Origin of the sequence: Pseudolysinimonas kribbensis (assembly GCF_030161895.1) — a bacterium.
Taxonomy (GTDB): domain Bacteria; phylum Actinomycetota; class Actinomycetes; order Actinomycetales; family Microbacteriaceae; genus Pseudolysinimonas; species Pseudolysinimonas kribbensis.
Genome location: NZ_BSVB01000001.1, coordinates 3,141,781 through 3,158,081 on the forward strand (window position 1 = coordinate 3,141,781; position 16,301 = coordinate 3,158,081).

At 71.4% G+C, this 16,301-nt stretch carries 14 protein-coding genes and 2 pseudogenes; 11 read left to right on the forward strand and 5 right to left on the reverse strand.

Annotation, left to right across the window (positions count from 1 at the left end; genetic code table 11):
- The first annotated feature begins 5 nt into the window (after positions 1-5).
- The 6 genes from QQK35_RS17290 to QQK35_RS17315 all read left to right on the forward strand — a co-directional run bounded on the left by QQK35_RS17290 (position 6) and on the right by QQK35_RS17315 (position 6,944).
- Positions 6-1,451, forward strand: a complete 1,446-nt coding sequence (locus QQK35_RS17290; RefSeq protein ID WP_284255256.1) for a class I adenylate-forming enzyme family protein — start codon at positions 6-8, stop codon at positions 1,449-1,451.
- A 278-nt stretch (positions 1,452-1,729) separates the two neighbouring features.
- On the forward strand, positions 1,730-2,464 hold the full coding sequence (locus QQK35_RS17295; RefSeq protein ID WP_488803440.1) for a hypothetical protein: 735 nt from the start codon (positions 1,730-1,732) through the stop codon (positions 2,462-2,464).
- 60 nt (positions 2,465-2,524) lie between these two features.
- Positions 2,525-4,411, forward strand: coding sequence for a CASTOR/POLLUX-related putative ion channel (locus QQK35_RS17300; RefSeq protein ID WP_284255258.1), 1,887 nt, complete (start codon positions 2,525-2,527; stop codon positions 4,409-4,411).
- A gap of 46 nt (positions 4,412-4,457) precedes the next feature.
- On the forward strand, positions 4,458-5,519 hold the full coding sequence (locus QQK35_RS17305) for an FUSC family protein (protein WP_284255259.1): 1,062 nt from the start codon (positions 4,458-4,460) through the stop codon (positions 5,517-5,519).
- Between the two features lie 10 nt (positions 5,520-5,529).
- Complete coding sequence (locus QQK35_RS17310; RefSeq protein WP_284255260.1) at positions 5,530-6,507, forward strand: aldo/keto reductase; 978 nt, start codon at positions 5,530-5,532, stop codon at positions 6,505-6,507.
- A complete protein-coding gene (locus tag QQK35_RS17315; protein WP_284255262.1) occupies positions 6,507-6,944 on the forward strand; it encodes a hypothetical protein in 438 nt (145 codons plus the stop codon). The genes QQK35_RS17310 and QQK35_RS17315 overlap by 1 nt, the downstream gene beginning before the upstream one ends.
- 21 nt (positions 6,945-6,965) lie before the next feature.
- On the opposite strand, the gene QQK35_RS17320 is transcribed toward QQK35_RS17315, so the two are convergent.
- Complete coding sequence (locus QQK35_RS17320; protein WP_284255263.1) at positions 6,966-7,298, reverse strand: hypothetical protein; 333 nt, start codon at positions 7,296-7,298, stop codon at positions 6,966-6,968.
- Positions 7,299-7,446: 148 nt separating this feature from the next.
- The gene (locus QQK35_RS17325; protein ID WP_284255264.1) at positions 7,447-7,836 is read right to left on the reverse strand and encodes a thioredoxin family protein; all 390 of its coding nucleotides are present in this window, start codon (positions 7,834-7,836) and stop codon (positions 7,447-7,449) included.
- A gap of 265 nt (positions 7,837-8,101) precedes the next feature.
- Here QQK35_RS17325 and QQK35_RS17330 point away from each other — a divergent pair, with 265 nt between their 5' ends.
- Positions 8,102-10,393 (forward strand): polyribonucleotide nucleotidyltransferase, encoded by a 2,292-nt coding sequence (locus QQK35_RS17330; protein ID WP_284255751.1) that lies wholly within the window; start codon positions 8,102-8,104, stop codon positions 10,391-10,393.
- 326 nt (positions 10,394-10,719) lie between these two features.
- The gene (locus QQK35_RS17335; protein ID WP_284255265.1) at positions 10,720-11,739 is read left to right on the forward strand and encodes an aldo/keto reductase; all 1,020 of its coding nucleotides are present in this window, start codon (positions 10,720-10,722) and stop codon (positions 11,737-11,739) included.
- Here QQK35_RS17335 and QQK35_RS17340 read toward each other — a convergent pair.
- Both QQK35_RS17340 and QQK35_RS17345 read right to left on the reverse strand, forming a co-directional pair.
- Complete coding sequence (locus tag QQK35_RS17340; protein ID WP_284255266.1) at positions 11,736-12,077, reverse strand: hypothetical protein; 342 nt, start codon at positions 12,075-12,077, stop codon at positions 11,736-11,738. The genes QQK35_RS17335 and QQK35_RS17340 overlap by 4 nt on opposite strands.
- A gap of 91 nt (positions 12,078-12,168) precedes the next feature.
- The gene (locus tag QQK35_RS17345; protein WP_284255268.1) at positions 12,169-12,768 is read right to left on the reverse strand and encodes a TetR/AcrR family transcriptional regulator; all 600 of its coding nucleotides are present in this window, start codon (positions 12,766-12,768) and stop codon (positions 12,169-12,171) included.
- A 279-nt stretch (positions 12,769-13,047) separates the two neighbouring features.
- Between QQK35_RS17345 and QQK35_RS17350 the strand changes: the two are divergent.
- Both QQK35_RS17350 and QQK35_RS17355 read left to right on the forward strand, forming a co-directional pair.
- Positions 13,048-14,401 (forward strand): annotated as a pseudogene (locus tag QQK35_RS17350) (M16 family metallopeptidase).
- 22 nt (positions 14,402-14,423) lie between these two features.
- Positions 14,424-15,025, forward strand: a pseudogene (locus tag QQK35_RS17355) (histidine phosphatase family protein).
- A gap of 33 nt (positions 15,026-15,058) precedes the next feature.
- Here QQK35_RS17355 and QQK35_RS17360 read toward each other — a convergent pair.
- Positions 15,059-15,523 carry a GNAT family N-acetyltransferase gene (locus QQK35_RS17360; protein WP_284255269.1) on the reverse strand — a complete coding sequence of 155 codons (465 nt, stop codon included), beginning with the start codon at positions 15,521-15,523 and terminating at the stop codon, positions 15,059-15,061.
- 43 nt (positions 15,524-15,566) lie between these two features.
- Between QQK35_RS17360 and dapB the strand changes: the two genes are divergently transcribed.
- Positions 15,567-16,301: a 4-hydroxy-tetrahydrodipicolinate reductase gene (gene dapB / locus QQK35_RS17365; protein ID WP_284255270.1), complete on the forward strand. Its 735-nt coding sequence runs from the start codon at positions 15,567-15,569 to the stop codon at positions 16,299-16,301.

A 16,301-nucleotide genomic window follows, 5' to 3' on the forward strand; every position in this document is an offset into this window, starting at 1 on the left:
GGGGCGTGATCCCCCTCGACCCCGTCGGCTCGCTCCGGTCCCGCGCCGCCGCGGACCCGGACGGCGCGGCGCTGATCGCCGCCGACGCACGTCTCACCGCGGAGGAGGCCTGGGACTCGGTCGCTCGGATCGCGCTGCGACTGCGGGAGCAGGGCGTCGGACCGGGCACGGTGGTGGGGGTGGCGCTCCCGCCGCTGCTGCAGCCGGTGCTCGCCCTCGCGCTCTGGGGGCTCGGCGCGATCGGAGCAGTCGCGCCCGTTCCCGGACTGGAGCGCGGGCGCGTGCTCGACATCCTGGTGACGCCCGTGCCGGCCGCCGATCTGCCCGTCGAGCGTCAGCTGCTCGTCGACGACCGCTGGCTCACCGGCACCGCCGAGCTCGACCCCGCCGCCTTCGAGCCGGTTCTTCGGACGGGCGACGATCTCGTGCGCCTGGTGTTCTCGAGCGGCACGACGGGCGCGCCCAAGGCGATCCCGTTCACGAGCGACGAGATCCGGGAGCGCGTGGTGCGCTCGCGGGAGAACTGGCTGCTGCGGCATCCGGCGCTCACGACTCTCGGGCTGGGGACGATCAGCGGATCGGCGACCTTCTTCGCGGCCGTCGACGACGGGATCGCGTATCTGGTGCCGGGTTCGGCCGACCAGAACCTGCGGGTGCTGGCCGACGTGCGTGCGCACGTCGTGCACGGGTCGCCCGCGCAGCTCTCGGAGCTGCTCACGACCGTTCGTCGCCGGCAGGCGACCCTGCCCGCGCTGGAGACGGCGCAATCCGTGGGCAGCCCGCTGCCGGGCGCGCTCGCGCAGCGCCTCGAGCGCGAGCTCGGCGTCGTGGTCGAGGTGATCTACGGCGCGACCGAGGTGGGGGCGGTCACGCTGCGCCGCGGCCCGGCGCGGGAGCCCGGTGACGTCGGAACGGTCCTCGACTACGCCACCGTCGAGGTGCTCGACGACGACGGGCGTCCGGTGCCCGATGGCGAGACCGGTCTCGTGCGCATCCGACGTCCCCTGCAGGCGCAGGCGTCGTTCCGCGGCGGGGCCGACGACGACGCTGCGTTCCAGGACGGCTGGTTCGTGCCGGGCGACCTGGGCCGCCTCGTCGACGGGCGGCTCATCCTCGGCGCGCGGCGATCCGAGCTGATCAATGCGGCCGGGCTCAAGGTCGATCCGGAGCGGGTGGAGCAGGCGGCGCTGCGGCAGCCCGGTGTGCGTGACGCTGCCGCGTTCGCGGTATCCGATGCCCGCGGCGTCGCCGCCGTCGGCTTGTCCGTCGTCACGGACGACGGGGTCGATTCGCAGCGACTCGTCGCCGCCCTGCGCCGCGAGCTCGGTGACGCCACGCCGCGCATCTGCCACCGCGTGGCTTCGTTGCCGCGTACCGAGAACGGCAAGCTCCGGCGCGCGCAGATCGCGGCCGACGTGCAGAGCCGGCTGGATCGCACCATCGAGTTCTGACGACTGCTACTCTGGCGCGGAATCTTTCCCGCCCGGCTGGAGCCATCAATGACGACTCGACTCACCCGCGGATTCGCGACCCTCGGTGTCCTGGGCCTCGGCGCGGGAGGTGCGCTCGCGGTGGCGGGCGCGGCTTCCCCGCTCTCGGGTTCGCCGGCACCTGCCCGACCACGGCGCCGGCAGCGACGCTCGTCGCGGACAACGTCTGCGAGGTGCGCTTCACCACGGCGGGCGACCACACGTTCACGGTCCCCTCCGGTGTCAGCAAGCTCTCGGCGGTGCTGGTCGGTGCGGGTGGCGGCGGTGGGCACGCGACCTCGGACGATGACGTCCCTGCCAACGTCGAATACGCCGGCGGTGGCGGAGACGTCCAGTACGTCGACAGTGTCGCCGGATCGACGGTGTCGATCCACGTGGGGACCGCAGGATCCGGTTCGACCTTCGGGGTGGGCGGTAACGGCGAGGCGACGCAGGTAGCGACCTCGACGGCGAACGGCGGCCTCGGTGGCAACGATGACACCAATCCGGGCTCGACGCAGGGCTTCAGCGGGTCCGGCCTGGCGTCGGGCCTCTGCCACGCCAACCCGAACCTCTCTCGGTGGCGGCGCGAAGACCGCGGCGACCAACACCCAGGCGGACTGCGCGTACGGCGCGGGGCTGACGATCGCCGGCCTCAGCGGCATCGGCGCATCCACGCTCTTCCCGGCGGGCTCATTCGAGTCGACCGTATACGGCAACGGTGGCAGCGTCGATGCCGGTCCCGCGGGCACGACCGATCCCGGTTCCGGTGGCAGCGTCGTCGACGAGGAGGGGCAGGACGGGGCCGATGGTCTCGTGATCCTCCGGTTCGCGGCACTGCCTCCGAAGCCCGAGCTCGCAGCGACCGGCATGGGCGTGAGCACGGCGATTCCGGCACTCGGGGCGTTCGCGCTGGCCGGCGGCGCCGTGCTGCTCGCGCTCTCGCGACGCCGCTCGCGTCGCGCCTGACACCAGAGCTGGGGGCTGCGGTCTGACGTCCGCGCGCCGGTAGGGTTCGAGCGCCCCTTTCCGGCGAGCGACAACCGAGCCCCGCCATGACCCAGAACAAGCCCGGCCTCGGCGAGCGATTCCGCTATTGGTTCGACGGCTGGATGTCGCGCGGCACCGGCGCGCTCATCGCGCTGCTCGCGATCGTCACCGCCGTCCTCGTGGTGCTCGTCACCCTCATCACGTTCGCGCTGGGTTCCGGTGCGCGACCGGAGGGTCAGCCGCACGGGTTCCTCGACCTGCTCTGGGCGACGCTCATGCGCGCGATCGACTCCGGCACCCTGGCCGGCGACAACGGCTGGGGCTACCGCGGCCTCATGCTCGTCATCACGATCGCCGGCATCGTGATCGTCGCGAGCCTGATCAGCATCATCTCCGGCGCGTTCGACGCGAAGGTCGACGAGCTGCGCAAGGGTCGCTCGCGCGTGCTCGAGACCGACCACACGCTCATCCTGGGCTGGAGCCATAAGGTCTTCGCGCTCATCCACGAGATCTCGATCGCCAACGAATCGCGCGGTCGCAGCGCGATCGTCATCCTCGCCGACATGGACAAGGTCGAGATGGAGGACGCCATCCGCACCGAGGTCGGCCCGACGGGCAGGACCCGCATCGTCTGCCGCACCGGCGATCCGATGAACCTGCGCGATCTCGAGCTCGGCAATCCGGATGCCGCCCGTTCGATCATCGTGCTCGGCGCGGACGGCGACGACGATCCCGATGCGACCGTCATCAAGACGACCCTCGCGCTCACCAACAACAAGAACCGCAAGGCCGGGCGCTACCACATCGTCGGCGAGCTCGCGCACGGCGCGAACCTCGAGGCCGGCCGACTCGTCGGCCGCGACGAGGCGCACTGGGTGCTGGCACTCGACCTCATCAGTCGCGTCACCGTGCAGAGCTGCCGGCAGAGTGGGCTGAGCGTCGTCTACACGGAGCTGCTCGACTTCGAGGGCGACGAGATCTACTTCACGGATCAGCCGAGCCTCCACGGGCGCACGTACTTCGACGCCCAGATCGCCTTCTCCGACTGCACGGTCATCGGGATCGTCACGCCGGATGCCGTGCTCATCAACCCGGCGCCCGACACCGTGTACGTCGCCGGCCACCAGCTCGTCGTCATCGCGGAGGACGACAGCACCATCCGGCTCGGCGGCGATCCGGTGCCCGCCGACGAGTCGGCGATCGCATCGCCGACTCCGTACGAGCCGCAGCCCGAGCACACCATCATCCTCGGCATCAACTCGGGGCTTCGGGTCATGCTCGACGAACTGCACTCGTACGTCGCGGCCGGCTCGACGGTCACGATCGTGGCGGACGCGCTCGAGCCGGAGCTGCCCGACTATCCCGGGATGTCCGTGACCTTCACGCGCGCCGATCCGACCCAGCGCGGCGTGCTCGACGACCTCGTGATCGGGCCCCATCATCACGTGATCGTGCTGGCGGCGCGCGACACGCTGCCCGCCCAGCGCGCCGACGCGCGGACGCTCGTGACGCTCCTGCACCTGCGCGAGATCGCCGACGAGACCGGCGCCGAGCTGAACATCGTGAGCGAGATGCTCGACGACCGCAACCGCGAACTCGCGGAGGTCACGAAGGCCGACGACTTCATCGTGAGCGAGAAGCTCGTGAGCCTCATGCTGTCGCAGATCAGTGAGAACGAGCGGCTCTCGGACGTGTTCCGGGTGCTGTTCGACAGTGCGGGCAGCGAGGTCTACATCCGCCCGGCGGAGCTGTACATCGCCCCCGGCGCCGAGGTCGACTTCTACACGATCGCCGCCGCCGCCCGACGCGTGAACGAGACCGCGATCGGATACCGGATCGCGGCCGAGTCGCACGACGCAGATGCCGCGTACGGCGTGCGCGTGAATCCGCCCAAGGCGGCGCGCGTCTCCTTCGCCGCCGGCGACAGGATCATCGTCCTCGCCGAGGAATAGCCGGGCGGCTGGCGCGCCGGCCCGATCGGGGCGGATCCTGACAGGGATGCGTCTTCGCGATCGCACCCGCGACCTCCTGGCCCTGCGCGACAGTCCCGTGCGCTGGCCGATCGCGCTGACCGCGGCGATCGCCATGGCGGCCCCGGTGGCGGCGTTCACGGCGCTCGGGCATCCGGCCTGGGGCCCGGTCGCCTCGTCGGGCTCCCTGCTCTCCATCTACCTGACGGCGCGAAGCCGCCGGGAGCGGGCCTGGGCGTTGCCGCTCATCGGCGCCGGCCTGCTGGCGACAGCGGCGGTCGGCGCCCTCGTCGCCGCGCAGCCGCTGGCCGTGCTCGCGCTCGTCGGCGTCGCGTCGATCCTGTCGAGCATCGTCCTCGCCCTGCGCAGCGTCGGACCGCCGGGCGGCATCTTCTTCGCGCTCGTGGCGGGCACCGCCGGTCGGGTCGCAGCGCCCGCCTCGGCCGGCGGCCCGGGGTTGCCGCCTCCGCTGATCGTCGGGCTCGTCGCCTGCGGCTGTCTCGCCGGGTATCTCGCGGTCGTCGCGCCCCTGATCGTGCCGGGCGTCCGGGCGCGGGATCGCGTCGTGGCGGACGAGCTGGTCCGACGGGCGTTCCGGCTCGACGAGCCGAACCGGGCGATCCTGCCCCGCATCCTGATCGCGATCGTCATGGCCCTCGTCGTCGTGCTGCCGCTCGGCGAGCACCGGGCGTACTGGGTCGTGCTCTCGGCGATGGCGATCCTGCAGAAGGAGCCGCACCTGCGGCTGTCGGCGGTGCGCGGCATCCACCGAGCGCTCGGCACGCTCCTCGGCGCGGGTGCCTTCGCGATCTTCGCGATCGCCCAGCCCGCCGGCTATCTCCTGGCGGGCGTGCTCGCGGTTCTGCAGTTCGTGGCGCAGGAGCTGGTCACCCGCAACTACGGGCTCGCGCTGCTGTTCGTCACCCCACTGGCGCTCACCCTCGCCGAGCAGGGCGGTGCCGATCCGGTCGGGGTGGCGTGGGAGCGCGTCGTCGACACCCTCCTCGGTGCGGGGATCGCCGGGGTGCTGATCGCGGCGACCGCGCTGCTGCGCCGGGTGCGCAGATCACGCAGCCGCCCGGCACCCTAGAGTCGGAGGCATGGATCACCTCCGCCTCGGCGACAGCGGACTTCAGGTCTCGCGCATCATCCTCGGCTGCATGAGCTACGGCGACGCCTCGCGCGGCGGCCACGCGTGGACGCTCGGGCTCGAGGAGTCCCGGCCCTTCTACCGGCAGGCGTGGGAGGCGGGCATCACGACCTTCGACACGGCCAACGTGTACTCGCTCGGGTCGAGCGAGGAGTTCCTCCGCATCCTCATGGGCGAGATCGCGAAGCGCGACGAGTACGTCATCGCGACCAAGGTGCACGGGCACATGTTCGACGGACCGAAGGGGAGCGGGCTCAGCCGCGCGGCGATCCTCACCGCGATCGACGACAGCCTCCGACGGCTCGGCACCGACTACGTCGACCTCTATCAGATCCATCGCTGGGACCCGGAGGTGCCCATCGAGGAGACGATGGAGACTCTCCACGACATCGTCCGCGCCGGCAAGGCACGCTACATCGGCGCCTCGTCGATGTGGGCGTGGCAGTTCGCCCAGGCGCAGCACGTCGCCGACCTGAACGGCTGGACCCGCTTCGTCTCGATGCAGGACCAGTACAGCCTGCTGTACCGCGAGGAGGAGCGGGAGATGCACCCGTACTGCCGCGATCAGGGCGTCGGCGTCATCCCGTGGAGCCCGATCGCGCGCGGCCGGCTGGCCCGGCCGTGGGGCGAGGACACCGAGCGCTCCCGCACCGACAAGGTCATCGCGAACAACTACAAGCAGCAGATCGAGAGCGACCGCCGCGTCGTGGAGACGGTGGGCGAGATCGCCGGCGAGCGCGGCGTGCCGATGGCCCAGATCGCGTATGCGTGGGTGCTGCACCAGTCGGCCGTGACGGCGCCGATCGTCGGGGCGACCAAGCCCGGTCAGCTCGACGATGCGATCGCCGCGGTCGACATCGAGCTGACCGGAGACGAGCTGCGCCGCCTGGAGGAGCACTACGCCCCGCGCAACGCCGAGGGATTCTGATGAGCATCACGGGGTACGACCCGCAGGCGCCGCTGGATCGCACCGACCGCGGTGAGGGCAAGCTGAACGACTACACGTACGGGCTGCTCGCGCGCAACCGCCGCATCCGGCTGACGCTCGCGGGCAGCGACGCGTGCCAGGACGAGCTGATCGCGGTGCTCGAGCAGGGTGCCGATCAGATGGAGACCGCCGTCTCGCCGCGCACGCAGGCGCAGGAGAAGGTGGACGCGCCCATCGTCGTGCGGTTGTTCACCGGCCGCCGGGTGAGCGGTCCGGTCGGCATGGTGCCGCGCGGGCTGGAGTCGGTGGTCGACGAGAACCTGCGCCGGCTCGACGACGCGTTCGGGATCGCCCGGATCCCGGTGGCGATCGTGCGCAAGCGCGGCCGGCTCCGCGTGCAGCTGCTCATGGGCGCGGTGCGCGACAAGCTCGTCTGAGCCGGCGTCCCGGTCCGCGCCTCACGAACCGCCGCTGCCGCTCGTCGCGGATCCGACCAGGAGCAGGATCCGGGTCACGATGACCAGGCCGCCCAGGACGATAGCGAAGACGCCGAGCACCCGCCCGCGGTTCCGCGCCGCGGCGATGCACCCCAGGATGATCCCGACGACGGCGAGGAGCGTTCCGGCGATGCCGGCGAGCACCGCCGCGACGAACACGGCGGCTGCGGCGCCGAACCCGCCCGTGTCCTTGCCCTCCACGAATCCGGCGAGGCTGCCGATCGCCGAGATGAACGTGGCCAGCAGCACGATGGCGACGACGAAGTCGCCCAGGAACGCGAGCAGCGACAGCACGAACCCGGTGACGCCCAGCGCGCGTCGCGGCGCCGGAGGGGAGGGGCGTACGCCGGCGTCGGCGGGACGGCGGGGGCCGTGGCGGCGGGCTCGGTCATGCGTGCACTGTAGCGACGCGGCCGATCCGCGCGATAGACGTCCGGACGGGCTACGCGGGGTCGGCGGGCTGCTGCGGCGACGCCTGCTGCGCGGCGACCTGGGCGCGGATGTCGTCCATGTCCAGCGCACGGGTCTGCTTGATGACCTCGTCGAGCGCGGGCCCCGGCAGAGCGCCGGCCTGCGCGAACACGCCGATGCCGTCGCGGAACACCATGAGCGTCGGGATCGCCTGGATGCCCATCGCGCCGGCGAGGCCCTGCTGCGCCTCGGTGTCGACCTTGCCGAACACGATGTCCGCGTTGTCCTCGGAGGCGCCGTCGTAGATCGGCGCGAACGCCTTGCACGGGCCGCACCAGTCCGCCCAGAAGTCGACGAGCACGATGCCGTCGCCCAGCACGGTCGTCTCGAAGGTGTCCTCGGTCAGCTCCACAGTAGCCATGCCATCCAGGCTAGGTGCCGGATGCCGGCCGTGCCGGCTCGATGTCGGCGCCGTTCATCGGATACCATGAATCGACCGTCGCTCGACGGTCGCACACCCGGAGCAGGCCGGCATGAAGCTGGTCACCGGTGGTGATGCGCCGGATCGTCTGAAGACCCGGATCATTTCTACTGTTGGCCAGAACAGCCCGGTGCTCCGCGCACGAGCGCGGGGACGGCCCTTCCTGCCCGCTCCTGCTCCACCGAGCAATTGGAGTGTTCCCTTCATGGAGGGTCCCGAGATCAAGTTCGCCGAAACCGTGCTGGACAACGGCAGGTTCGGCAAGCGCACCGTCCGGTTCGAGACCGGACGGCTCGCGCAGCAGGCGCAGGGCGCGGTCGCCGCGTACCTCGACGAGGAGACGATGCTCCTCAGCGCCACGAGCGTCAGCAAGAACGCGCGGGAGGGTTTCGACTTCTTCCCGCTGACCGTGGATGTCGAGGAGCGGTCGTACGCGGCCGGCAAGATCCCCGGCTCGTTCTTCCGTCGCGAGGGCCGCCCCTCGACGGAGGCGATCCTCGTCTGCCGCCTCATCGACCGGCCGCTGCGCCCGTCGTTCGCCGACGGCATCCGCAACGAGGTCCAGGTCGTCATCACCGTCCTGAGCGTCGCGCCCGACGAGTTCTACGACGCGCTCGCGATCAATGCGGCGTCCGCGTCCACCCAGATCTCGGGCCTGCCGTTCAGCGGCCCGATCGCGGGCGTACGCCTGGCGCTCATCCCCACTCAGGACGGGGGCCAGTGGGTCGTCTTCCCGAAGTTCAGCCAGTTGCAGGAGGCCGTGTTCGACCTCACGGTGGCCGGCCGCGTCGTTCGCAACGACGACGGCTCGTCCGACGTCGCGATCATGATGGTCGAGGCCGAGGCGACCGAGCACAGCTGGAACCTCATCCAGGGCGGCGCGATCAAGCCCGACGAGGAGCGCGTGGCCGAAGGGCTCGAGGCGGCCAAGCCGTTCATCCGCCAGCTGGTGGAGGCGCAGGAGCTGCTCGCATCGCAGTCGGCCAAGGAGATCGCGGAGTACCCGCTCTTCGTCGACTACACCCCGGCGCTCTTCGAGGCCGTGAACGCCTACGCCCACGACCAGCTCGCGGAGATCTACCAGATCGCCGACAAGGTCGACCGCCAGCACCAGGACGACGTCCTCAAGGGGCAGGTCAAGGAGCACGTCGCCGACCTCATCGCCAAGGGCCGCCTCGGCGAGGAGACCCTCGGCATGGTGAGCGCCGCCTACAAGGGCGTGACCAAGAAGATCGTGCGGGGCCGCATCCTGAAGGACGGCGTGCGCATCGACGGCCGCGGTCTGACCGACATCCGGGCGCTCGACGCCGAGGTGCAGGTCATCCCGCGCGTCCACGGCTCGGCGATCTTCCAGCGCGGCGAGACCCAGATCCTGGGTGTCACCACGCTCAACATGCTCAAGCTGGAGCAGCAGATCGACTCGCTGAGCCCGATCACCAAGAAGCGCTACCTGCACCACTACAACTTCCCGCCGTATTCGACCGGTGAGACCGGCCGGGTCGGTTCGCCGAAGCGTCGCGAGATCGGGCACGGCTTCCTCGCCGAGCGCGCCCTCGTGCCGGTGCTGCCGAGCCGCGAGGAGTTCCCCTACGCCATCCGGCAGGTGTCCGAGGCGCTCAGCTCCAACGGCTCCACCTCGATGGGCTCGGTGTGCGCCTCGACGCTCTCGCTGCTCAACGCGGGCGTGCCGCTGCGCGCCCCGGTCGCGGGCATCGCGATGGGCCTCGTCTCCGACGAGGTCGACGGCCAGACGCAGTACGCGGCGCTGACCGACATCCTGGGCGCCGAGGACGCGCTGGGCGACATGGACTTCAAGGTCGCCGGCACGTCGGAGTTCGTCACCGCGCTCCAGCTCGACACCAAGCTCGACGGCATCCCCGCCTCGGTCCTGGCGAGCGCGCTGAAGCAGGCCAAGGAGGCGCGCACCGCGATCCTCGCGGTCATCAACCAGGCGATCGACGGACCGGACGAGATGGCCCCGACAGCACCGCGCGTCATCAGCGTCAACATCCCGGTCGACAAGATCGGCGAGCTGATCGGCCCCAAGGGCAAGACGATCAACGCGATCCAGGACGAGACCGGAGCCGACATCTCGATCGAGGAGGACGGCACCGTCTACATCGGTGCCGTCGACGGCCCCTCAGCCGAGGCCGCGCGCGCCCAGGTGCTCGCAATCGGCAACCCGCTGCAGCCCGAGGTGGGCGAGCGCTACCTCGGCACGGTCGTCAAGATCGCGACGTTCGGCGCGTTCGTCTCGCTGACCCCGGGCAAGGACGGCCTGCTGCACATCTCCGAGGTGCGCAAGCTGGCCGGCGGCAAGCGGGTCGAGAACGTCGAGGACGTGCTGAGCGTCGGCCAGAAGATCCAGGTGGAGATCACCAAGATCGACGACCGCGGCAAGCTCTCCCTCTCGCCCGTGACCGAGGAGTCCGAGGCGGCTGCCGCCGAGGGTTCCGCGGCGCCGAGCGAGGGATCGCTCGAGCCGGCCGAGAGCTAGGGGATCCATCCCCCGGCAGCTCGGGGAGGTGGACGAAGGGGCGGCCCCGCGACACGTTCGCGGGGCCGTTCCCCTTCTCGGGCCGTCCGGGTTCTGCGGAAGGGACGGCGGGTGTCGCTCCGCCGTGCGCTGTGGACGGCGTCGCTAGGGCGAACCTACGCCGATGGATCGCGCCGCCGCCAGACCCCGCGGAACGGTCCCGGCGCCTTCTGGGCATCTTCTCGGATTGCCGAGGTCGACGGCGCCGGATATCAGCCCGATAACTATTGCCCGTGCCGGCCGGTGACCGGACCGGGCTCCGCGTAGCCTCCGATCCAGGAGGCATCATGAGCGACAGTGCGCACCGCGCCACCGTCGCCGGGCCGCTGCCGGCTCCGACCACGGCGCAGACCGCCACGGTCGTCGATCCGACGCCGGTGCCGCCCCGACCGGTCGGTCTCAGCGCCCTGCGGGTCTTCCCCGTCGCCCTGGGCACGAACGCATTCGGGTGGACCGTGGATGCCGCCGAGGCCGGGCGCATGCTCGACGCCTTCCGCGCCACCGGCGGCGACTTCCTCGACACCGCCGACTCCTACGCCGACGGGCGCAGCGAGTCGATCCTCGGCGACTGGATGCACGCGCGCCGCAATCGCGACAGCCTCGTGGTCGCCACGAAGGTGGGGCGCAGCTCGGAGCATCCCGGGGTCGGCGCACGTGCGATCACCGCCGCCGTGCACGACTCGCTGCGACGGCTGCGCACCGATCGCATCGACCTGCTCTATCTGCACGTCGACGACCCGGACGTGGAGTTCGAGGAGACGCTGCTGGCGGTCGACGAGCTGATCCTCGGCGGGGCGGTGCGGGAGTTCGCGGCGGCGCAGCATCCGGGCACGCGCCTGATCGAGGCCCGGATCGCCAGCGCCCAGCTCGGCTTCACCCCGATGGCGGCCGTCCAGGCGCCCTACAGCCTCGTGTCGCGCCGGGAGTACGAGCAGGACCTCGCGCGCATCGTGCGGGCCCAGGGCCTCGGGTTCGTGCCGCGGCTCCCTCTCGCGGGCAAGTTCCTCACCGGTCGGTACCGCAGCCGCGCCGACCTGACCCCGGGCGATCGTCGCGGAGCCCTGGGGCGGCTGCTCGGCAGGACGGGCATGCAGGTGCTGGCCGCGGTCGACCAGGTCGCCGCCGAGATCGACGCCGCTCCCGCCACCGTCGCGCTCGCGTGGTTGCTCAGCAAGCCGGATGTCGTGGCCCCGGTGGTGTCGGCCACCGCCGTGGATCAGGTCATCGATCTCACGGCGGCGGCCTCCGTCCGGTTGAGTCGACGCCAGCTCACCGAGCTGGATCGGGCGTCGGAGCCGTTCGCCTAGTTGATGCCGGCGATGTGGATCCCGCCGCTCAGCAGCAGGTAGGCGAGCAGTAGGATGATCGCGATCACCGTGAGCGCGACGCCGCCGCGGCGAGCCGATCCGCGGAAGGCGAGACCCAGCACCAGCAGCACGATGGTGACGACCGCGAGGATCGGCTGGCCGAACGGCACGCCCGCCACGAACAGCGAGAGCGTGAACAGGGCGGCCGCGACGAGCTGGATGATGCCGAGCACGGCGGAGCGGGCCCGGATGCGGACGATGGCGTCGATGATGGCGACGACACCCCCGATGAGGGCGATGAGGAACAGCAGGTTGATGGCCGGAATCGTGATGGTCAAGACGCGTCCTTCCTGGAGTCCGCGACCCGTCGCCGCGGCGACCTCACCGTAGCGGGGGAGCGGCTCCGCACGGAAGGCGCCCAGCGTGCTATCAGTGATCGTCCGGCAGCACGCGCGCGAACTGGCGCCGCAGCGACGCGGTCACGGCGACCGGGTCGCCGACGTAGCTGCCGCTCATCGCGCCGTCGCGGGCGAGCATGAGGTCGTCGGCGACGTCGCCGGCGAGCGGGACGCCCATGCGGCGCAGCAGGTCCTCGAGCACCTGGAGGTACCAGTCGCGGTGCTCCTCGATGGCGCGCCGCACGGGATGCAGGTGATCCGAGAACTCCGCCGCGGCGTTGGCGAACGGGTCGCCCCGGAACCCCGGCTCATGAATGGTCGCGACGATCGCGTCGCGGAGGGCGCGCAGCGTCTCGGTGGGACCCGCGTCGCGCGCGAAGTCGGCGATGCGCTCGGCGATGTCCCGGTGGCGATGCTCGATGTAGGCGACGACGAGGCGCTCCTTGGAGCCGAAGTGCTTGTAGAAGGTCGCCTTCGTGACGTGGGCGTCGGCGATGAGCCGATCCACCCCGACCGTCCGGATCCCCTCGTCGTAGAACAGGCGATCGGCGGTGTCGAGGATGCGCTGCTTGGCGGGAGCGAGCGGAGGCAGGGCGGCCGGGACCGGGATCTCGATCGTCGCGATGGTCATCCGGTTCTCTCCTCGTGTGATGGGGGTGCGGGCGGCAGTGTCGGCCGTGGCCGCCGCGGGGGACGACGGCCACGGTATGACGGGGGACGAGAAGATCTCACCACGTGGGCTCAGGTGGTTCAGGGGGTCCACCGAGTGAGCCGTGCGGTTTGGGGAACCGCTCGTTGTGCCCGCTGCGGAGAATATAGCATGGGGACAGACAGACTTGTCTGTTTGTCCCCACCCCGAATCGGGGGACCCCGGCGTCGCCGTTCGGGCGGGTGACGTAGGCTCGGGGCGATGAACGGCGCGGTGCAGCTCCCTCTCGATGTCGCGGACCTCACCATCACGTCATCCGGCGGGGCGCTGGTGCGGCGCACCATCCTCCCGAGCGGCGTGCGGATCCTCAGCGAGAGCGTGCCGGGCGCGCAGAGCGCGACGGTCGGCTTCTGGGTCGCGGTCGGCTCGCGCGACGAGCAGCCGGCGACCTACGGCTCCACCCACTTCCTCGAGCATCTGCTGTTCAAGGGCACCCCGACCCGCACGGCCCTCGACATCGCCGTGAGCTTCGACGAGGTGGGCGGAGAGCACAACGCCCTGACCGCGAAGGAGCACACCTGTTACTACGCCAAGGTGCGCGACGTCGACCTGCCGATGGCCGTGACCGTGCTGGCCGACATGGTCACCTCGTCGGTTCTCGACCCCGAGGAGTTCGAGAGCGAACGCGGGGTCATCCTCGAGGAGCTCGCGGCGGCCGACGACGATCCGTCGGATGTCGTGGGGGAGCGGCTGTTCGAGGCCGTCTTCGGCGACCACCCGCTCGGGCGGCCCATCGGGGGCAGCGCCGCCTCGATCAAGGCCGTCGGGCGCGAGGCCGTCTGGGCGCACTACCGGGCCAACTACCGACCGCAGGACCTCGTGGTCACCGTCGCCGGATCCGTCGACCACGACGAGCTCGTCTCCGGGGTCGAGGCGGCGCTCACGGCGGCCGGGTGGGATCTCACGGCGGAAGCGGCGCCGGTGTCGCGCCGGCATCCCGCACCCCCGTCGTCGGCTACACCGGAGCACGCGCGCTCGTGCCGCGGCCGATCGAGCAGACCAACCTCATGCTGGGGGTCCCCGGGCTGGATGCGCATGACGACCGCCGCTCGACGCTCGTCGCGCTCAACTCGGTGCTGGGCGGCGGGATGTCGTCGCGGCTGTTCCAGGAGATCCGCGAGAAGCGCGGGCTGGCCTACTCCGTGTACTCGTTCGCCTCCAGCTACAGCGACGCCGGCCTCGTCGGGCTCTACGCCGGATGCTCGCCCCGCCGGGCGGGGAGGTCGCCGACCTCATGCTCGCCGAGCTGCGTCGGGTCGGCACCGACGGCATCACCGATCAGGAGCTGGATCGCGCGCGCGGGCAGCTGGGCGGCGCGTCCGCGCTCGCGCTCGAGGACTCCGACACCCGCATGAGCCGGCTCGGGCGCAGCGAGCTCACGCTCGGCGAGTACATCGACCTCGACGAGAGCCTGCGCCGGCTCGCGCTCGTCACCCCCGCCGACGTGCGGGAGCTCGCGGCCGGCCTCGCCGCGGGCCCGCTCTCGATCGCCGCGGTCGGAGACGTCGACGACGACACCTTCCGCGGGCTCGACGGAGAGCCCGCGGCCGCCTGACCCGGAAGCCGGAACACCCCTCATGTCGCGTTACCTCTACCTCGTGCGCCACGGCGAGCAGCAGGATGCCGAGCACGGTCTGCCCGACGGCCCGCTGAGCCCGCGCGGCGTGCGCCAGGCGCGCGCCATCGCGGAGCGGCTCGGGGAGTGCCGTTCTCGGGTGCGTGGACCTCGCCGCTGCAGCGCGCGCAGGAGACGGCACGCATCATGACGGAGCGGATGCCCGCCATCGAGCCGGAGCCCTCGGCGCTGCTGATGGACTGCATCCCGAGCGGCCCGGGGGACGGGATGCCGCACGCGTTCGCGTCGTTCTTCGGCGGCGTCACCGAGGAGGAGATCGAGGCCGGCGAGGCCCAGATGGCCGACGCGTTCTCCGAGTGGATGACGCCCTCCCGCGAGGACCGGCACGACCTGCTCATCACCCACAACTTCGTCATCGGGGCGTTCGTGCGCGAGGCCTTCGGCGCCGATCCGTGGCGCTGGCTCGGGGTGAATCAGGCCAACTGCGGGCTCACGATCATCCGCGTGCGCACCCTGAAGTCGCCCGCGCTGGTGACCCACAACGACCTGGGCCACCTGCCGCCGGAACTGCGCACCGGCCTCCCCGCCGACCAGCCGTACTGACGCCGCCGGCGTCGCGGACGCCCGTCACCGGGGTCAGACGGTGACGTCGAGGTCCTTCGAGAACCAGTGCGTCGCGTTCGGGTTCGCGTTGTAGGCCGGCACCTCGAGGTACTCGCTCGAGCGATAGAGCCCCTGCGCCGCCTCGAGGGTCGCGTTCGTGTCGAGCACGACGACGCGGGCGCCGAGTCCGACCGCACGCGCCTCGAGCTCGGCGAGGAGCTCGCGGCCCCAGCCCCGGCCGCGCGCCCGGTCGCGCAGGTAGAGGTGCTTGACCTCCGCGCGGTCGGGTTCGAGCATCCGGATGCCGCCGCAGCCCACCGGACCGAGGTCGTCCTCGACGAGCAGGAAGACGCCGGCGGGCGGCCGGAACCGCGCCGGATCGGGCCGGGCGACCCGGTACTCGCCGCCCTCGAACGTGTCCGCGCGCAGGGCGAAGTACTCGTCGAGGAGCTCCACGACCTCGGGATCGTCGACGGCGGCGGGGCGGAAGACGGGCACCGGCCCAGGCTACCCAGCGGCGCGCCCCCGGTACGCTGGACGCATGGCTGTCTCGGTCGCGGTGGTCGGTGCGACCGGCAGGATGGGTTCGCTCGCCGTGCGCCTGATCGAGGCGACCCCGGACCTCGAGCTGCACACCGCTCTCGGCTCGGCCGACCCGCTCGACGGCATCGCCGGTGCCGACCTGGTGCTCGACTTCACGGTGCCCGCCGTCTCGCCCGACGTGGTGAGCGCGGCCCTCGATCACGGCATCCCGGCGCTGGTCGGCACCTCGGGCTGGAGCGCGGATCGCATCCAGACCGTGCGCACGCGCGTCGACAGGATGCCGGAGCTCGGCGTGGTCATCGTGCCGAACTTCGCCCTGGGTTCCGTGCTCGCGACGCGTTTCGCGGCGCTCGCGGCTCCCTACTTCGACTCGATCGAGATCATCGAGGCGCACCATACCGGCAAGATCGACTCGCCGTCGGGCACCTCGGTGCGCACCGCCGAGCTCATCGGTCAGGCGCGTGCCGAGGCGGGGCCGGTCGCCGCACCGCACGCCGATCAGCGCGCGCGCGGGCAGCAGGTGGCGAGCGTGCCGATCCACTCGCTGCGGATGAACGGCATCCTGGCCGAGCAGACGGTCGTCATGGGCGGCACGGGCGAGGTGCTGCGGATCACGCACGAGACCCTCGGCGACTCCTCGTACGAGGCGGGGATCGTGCTCGGGATCCGTGCGACACCCGCCGTGCGCGGGGTGGTCGTGGGCCTCGAGAACCTGCTCGAGCTGGGCGCCTGA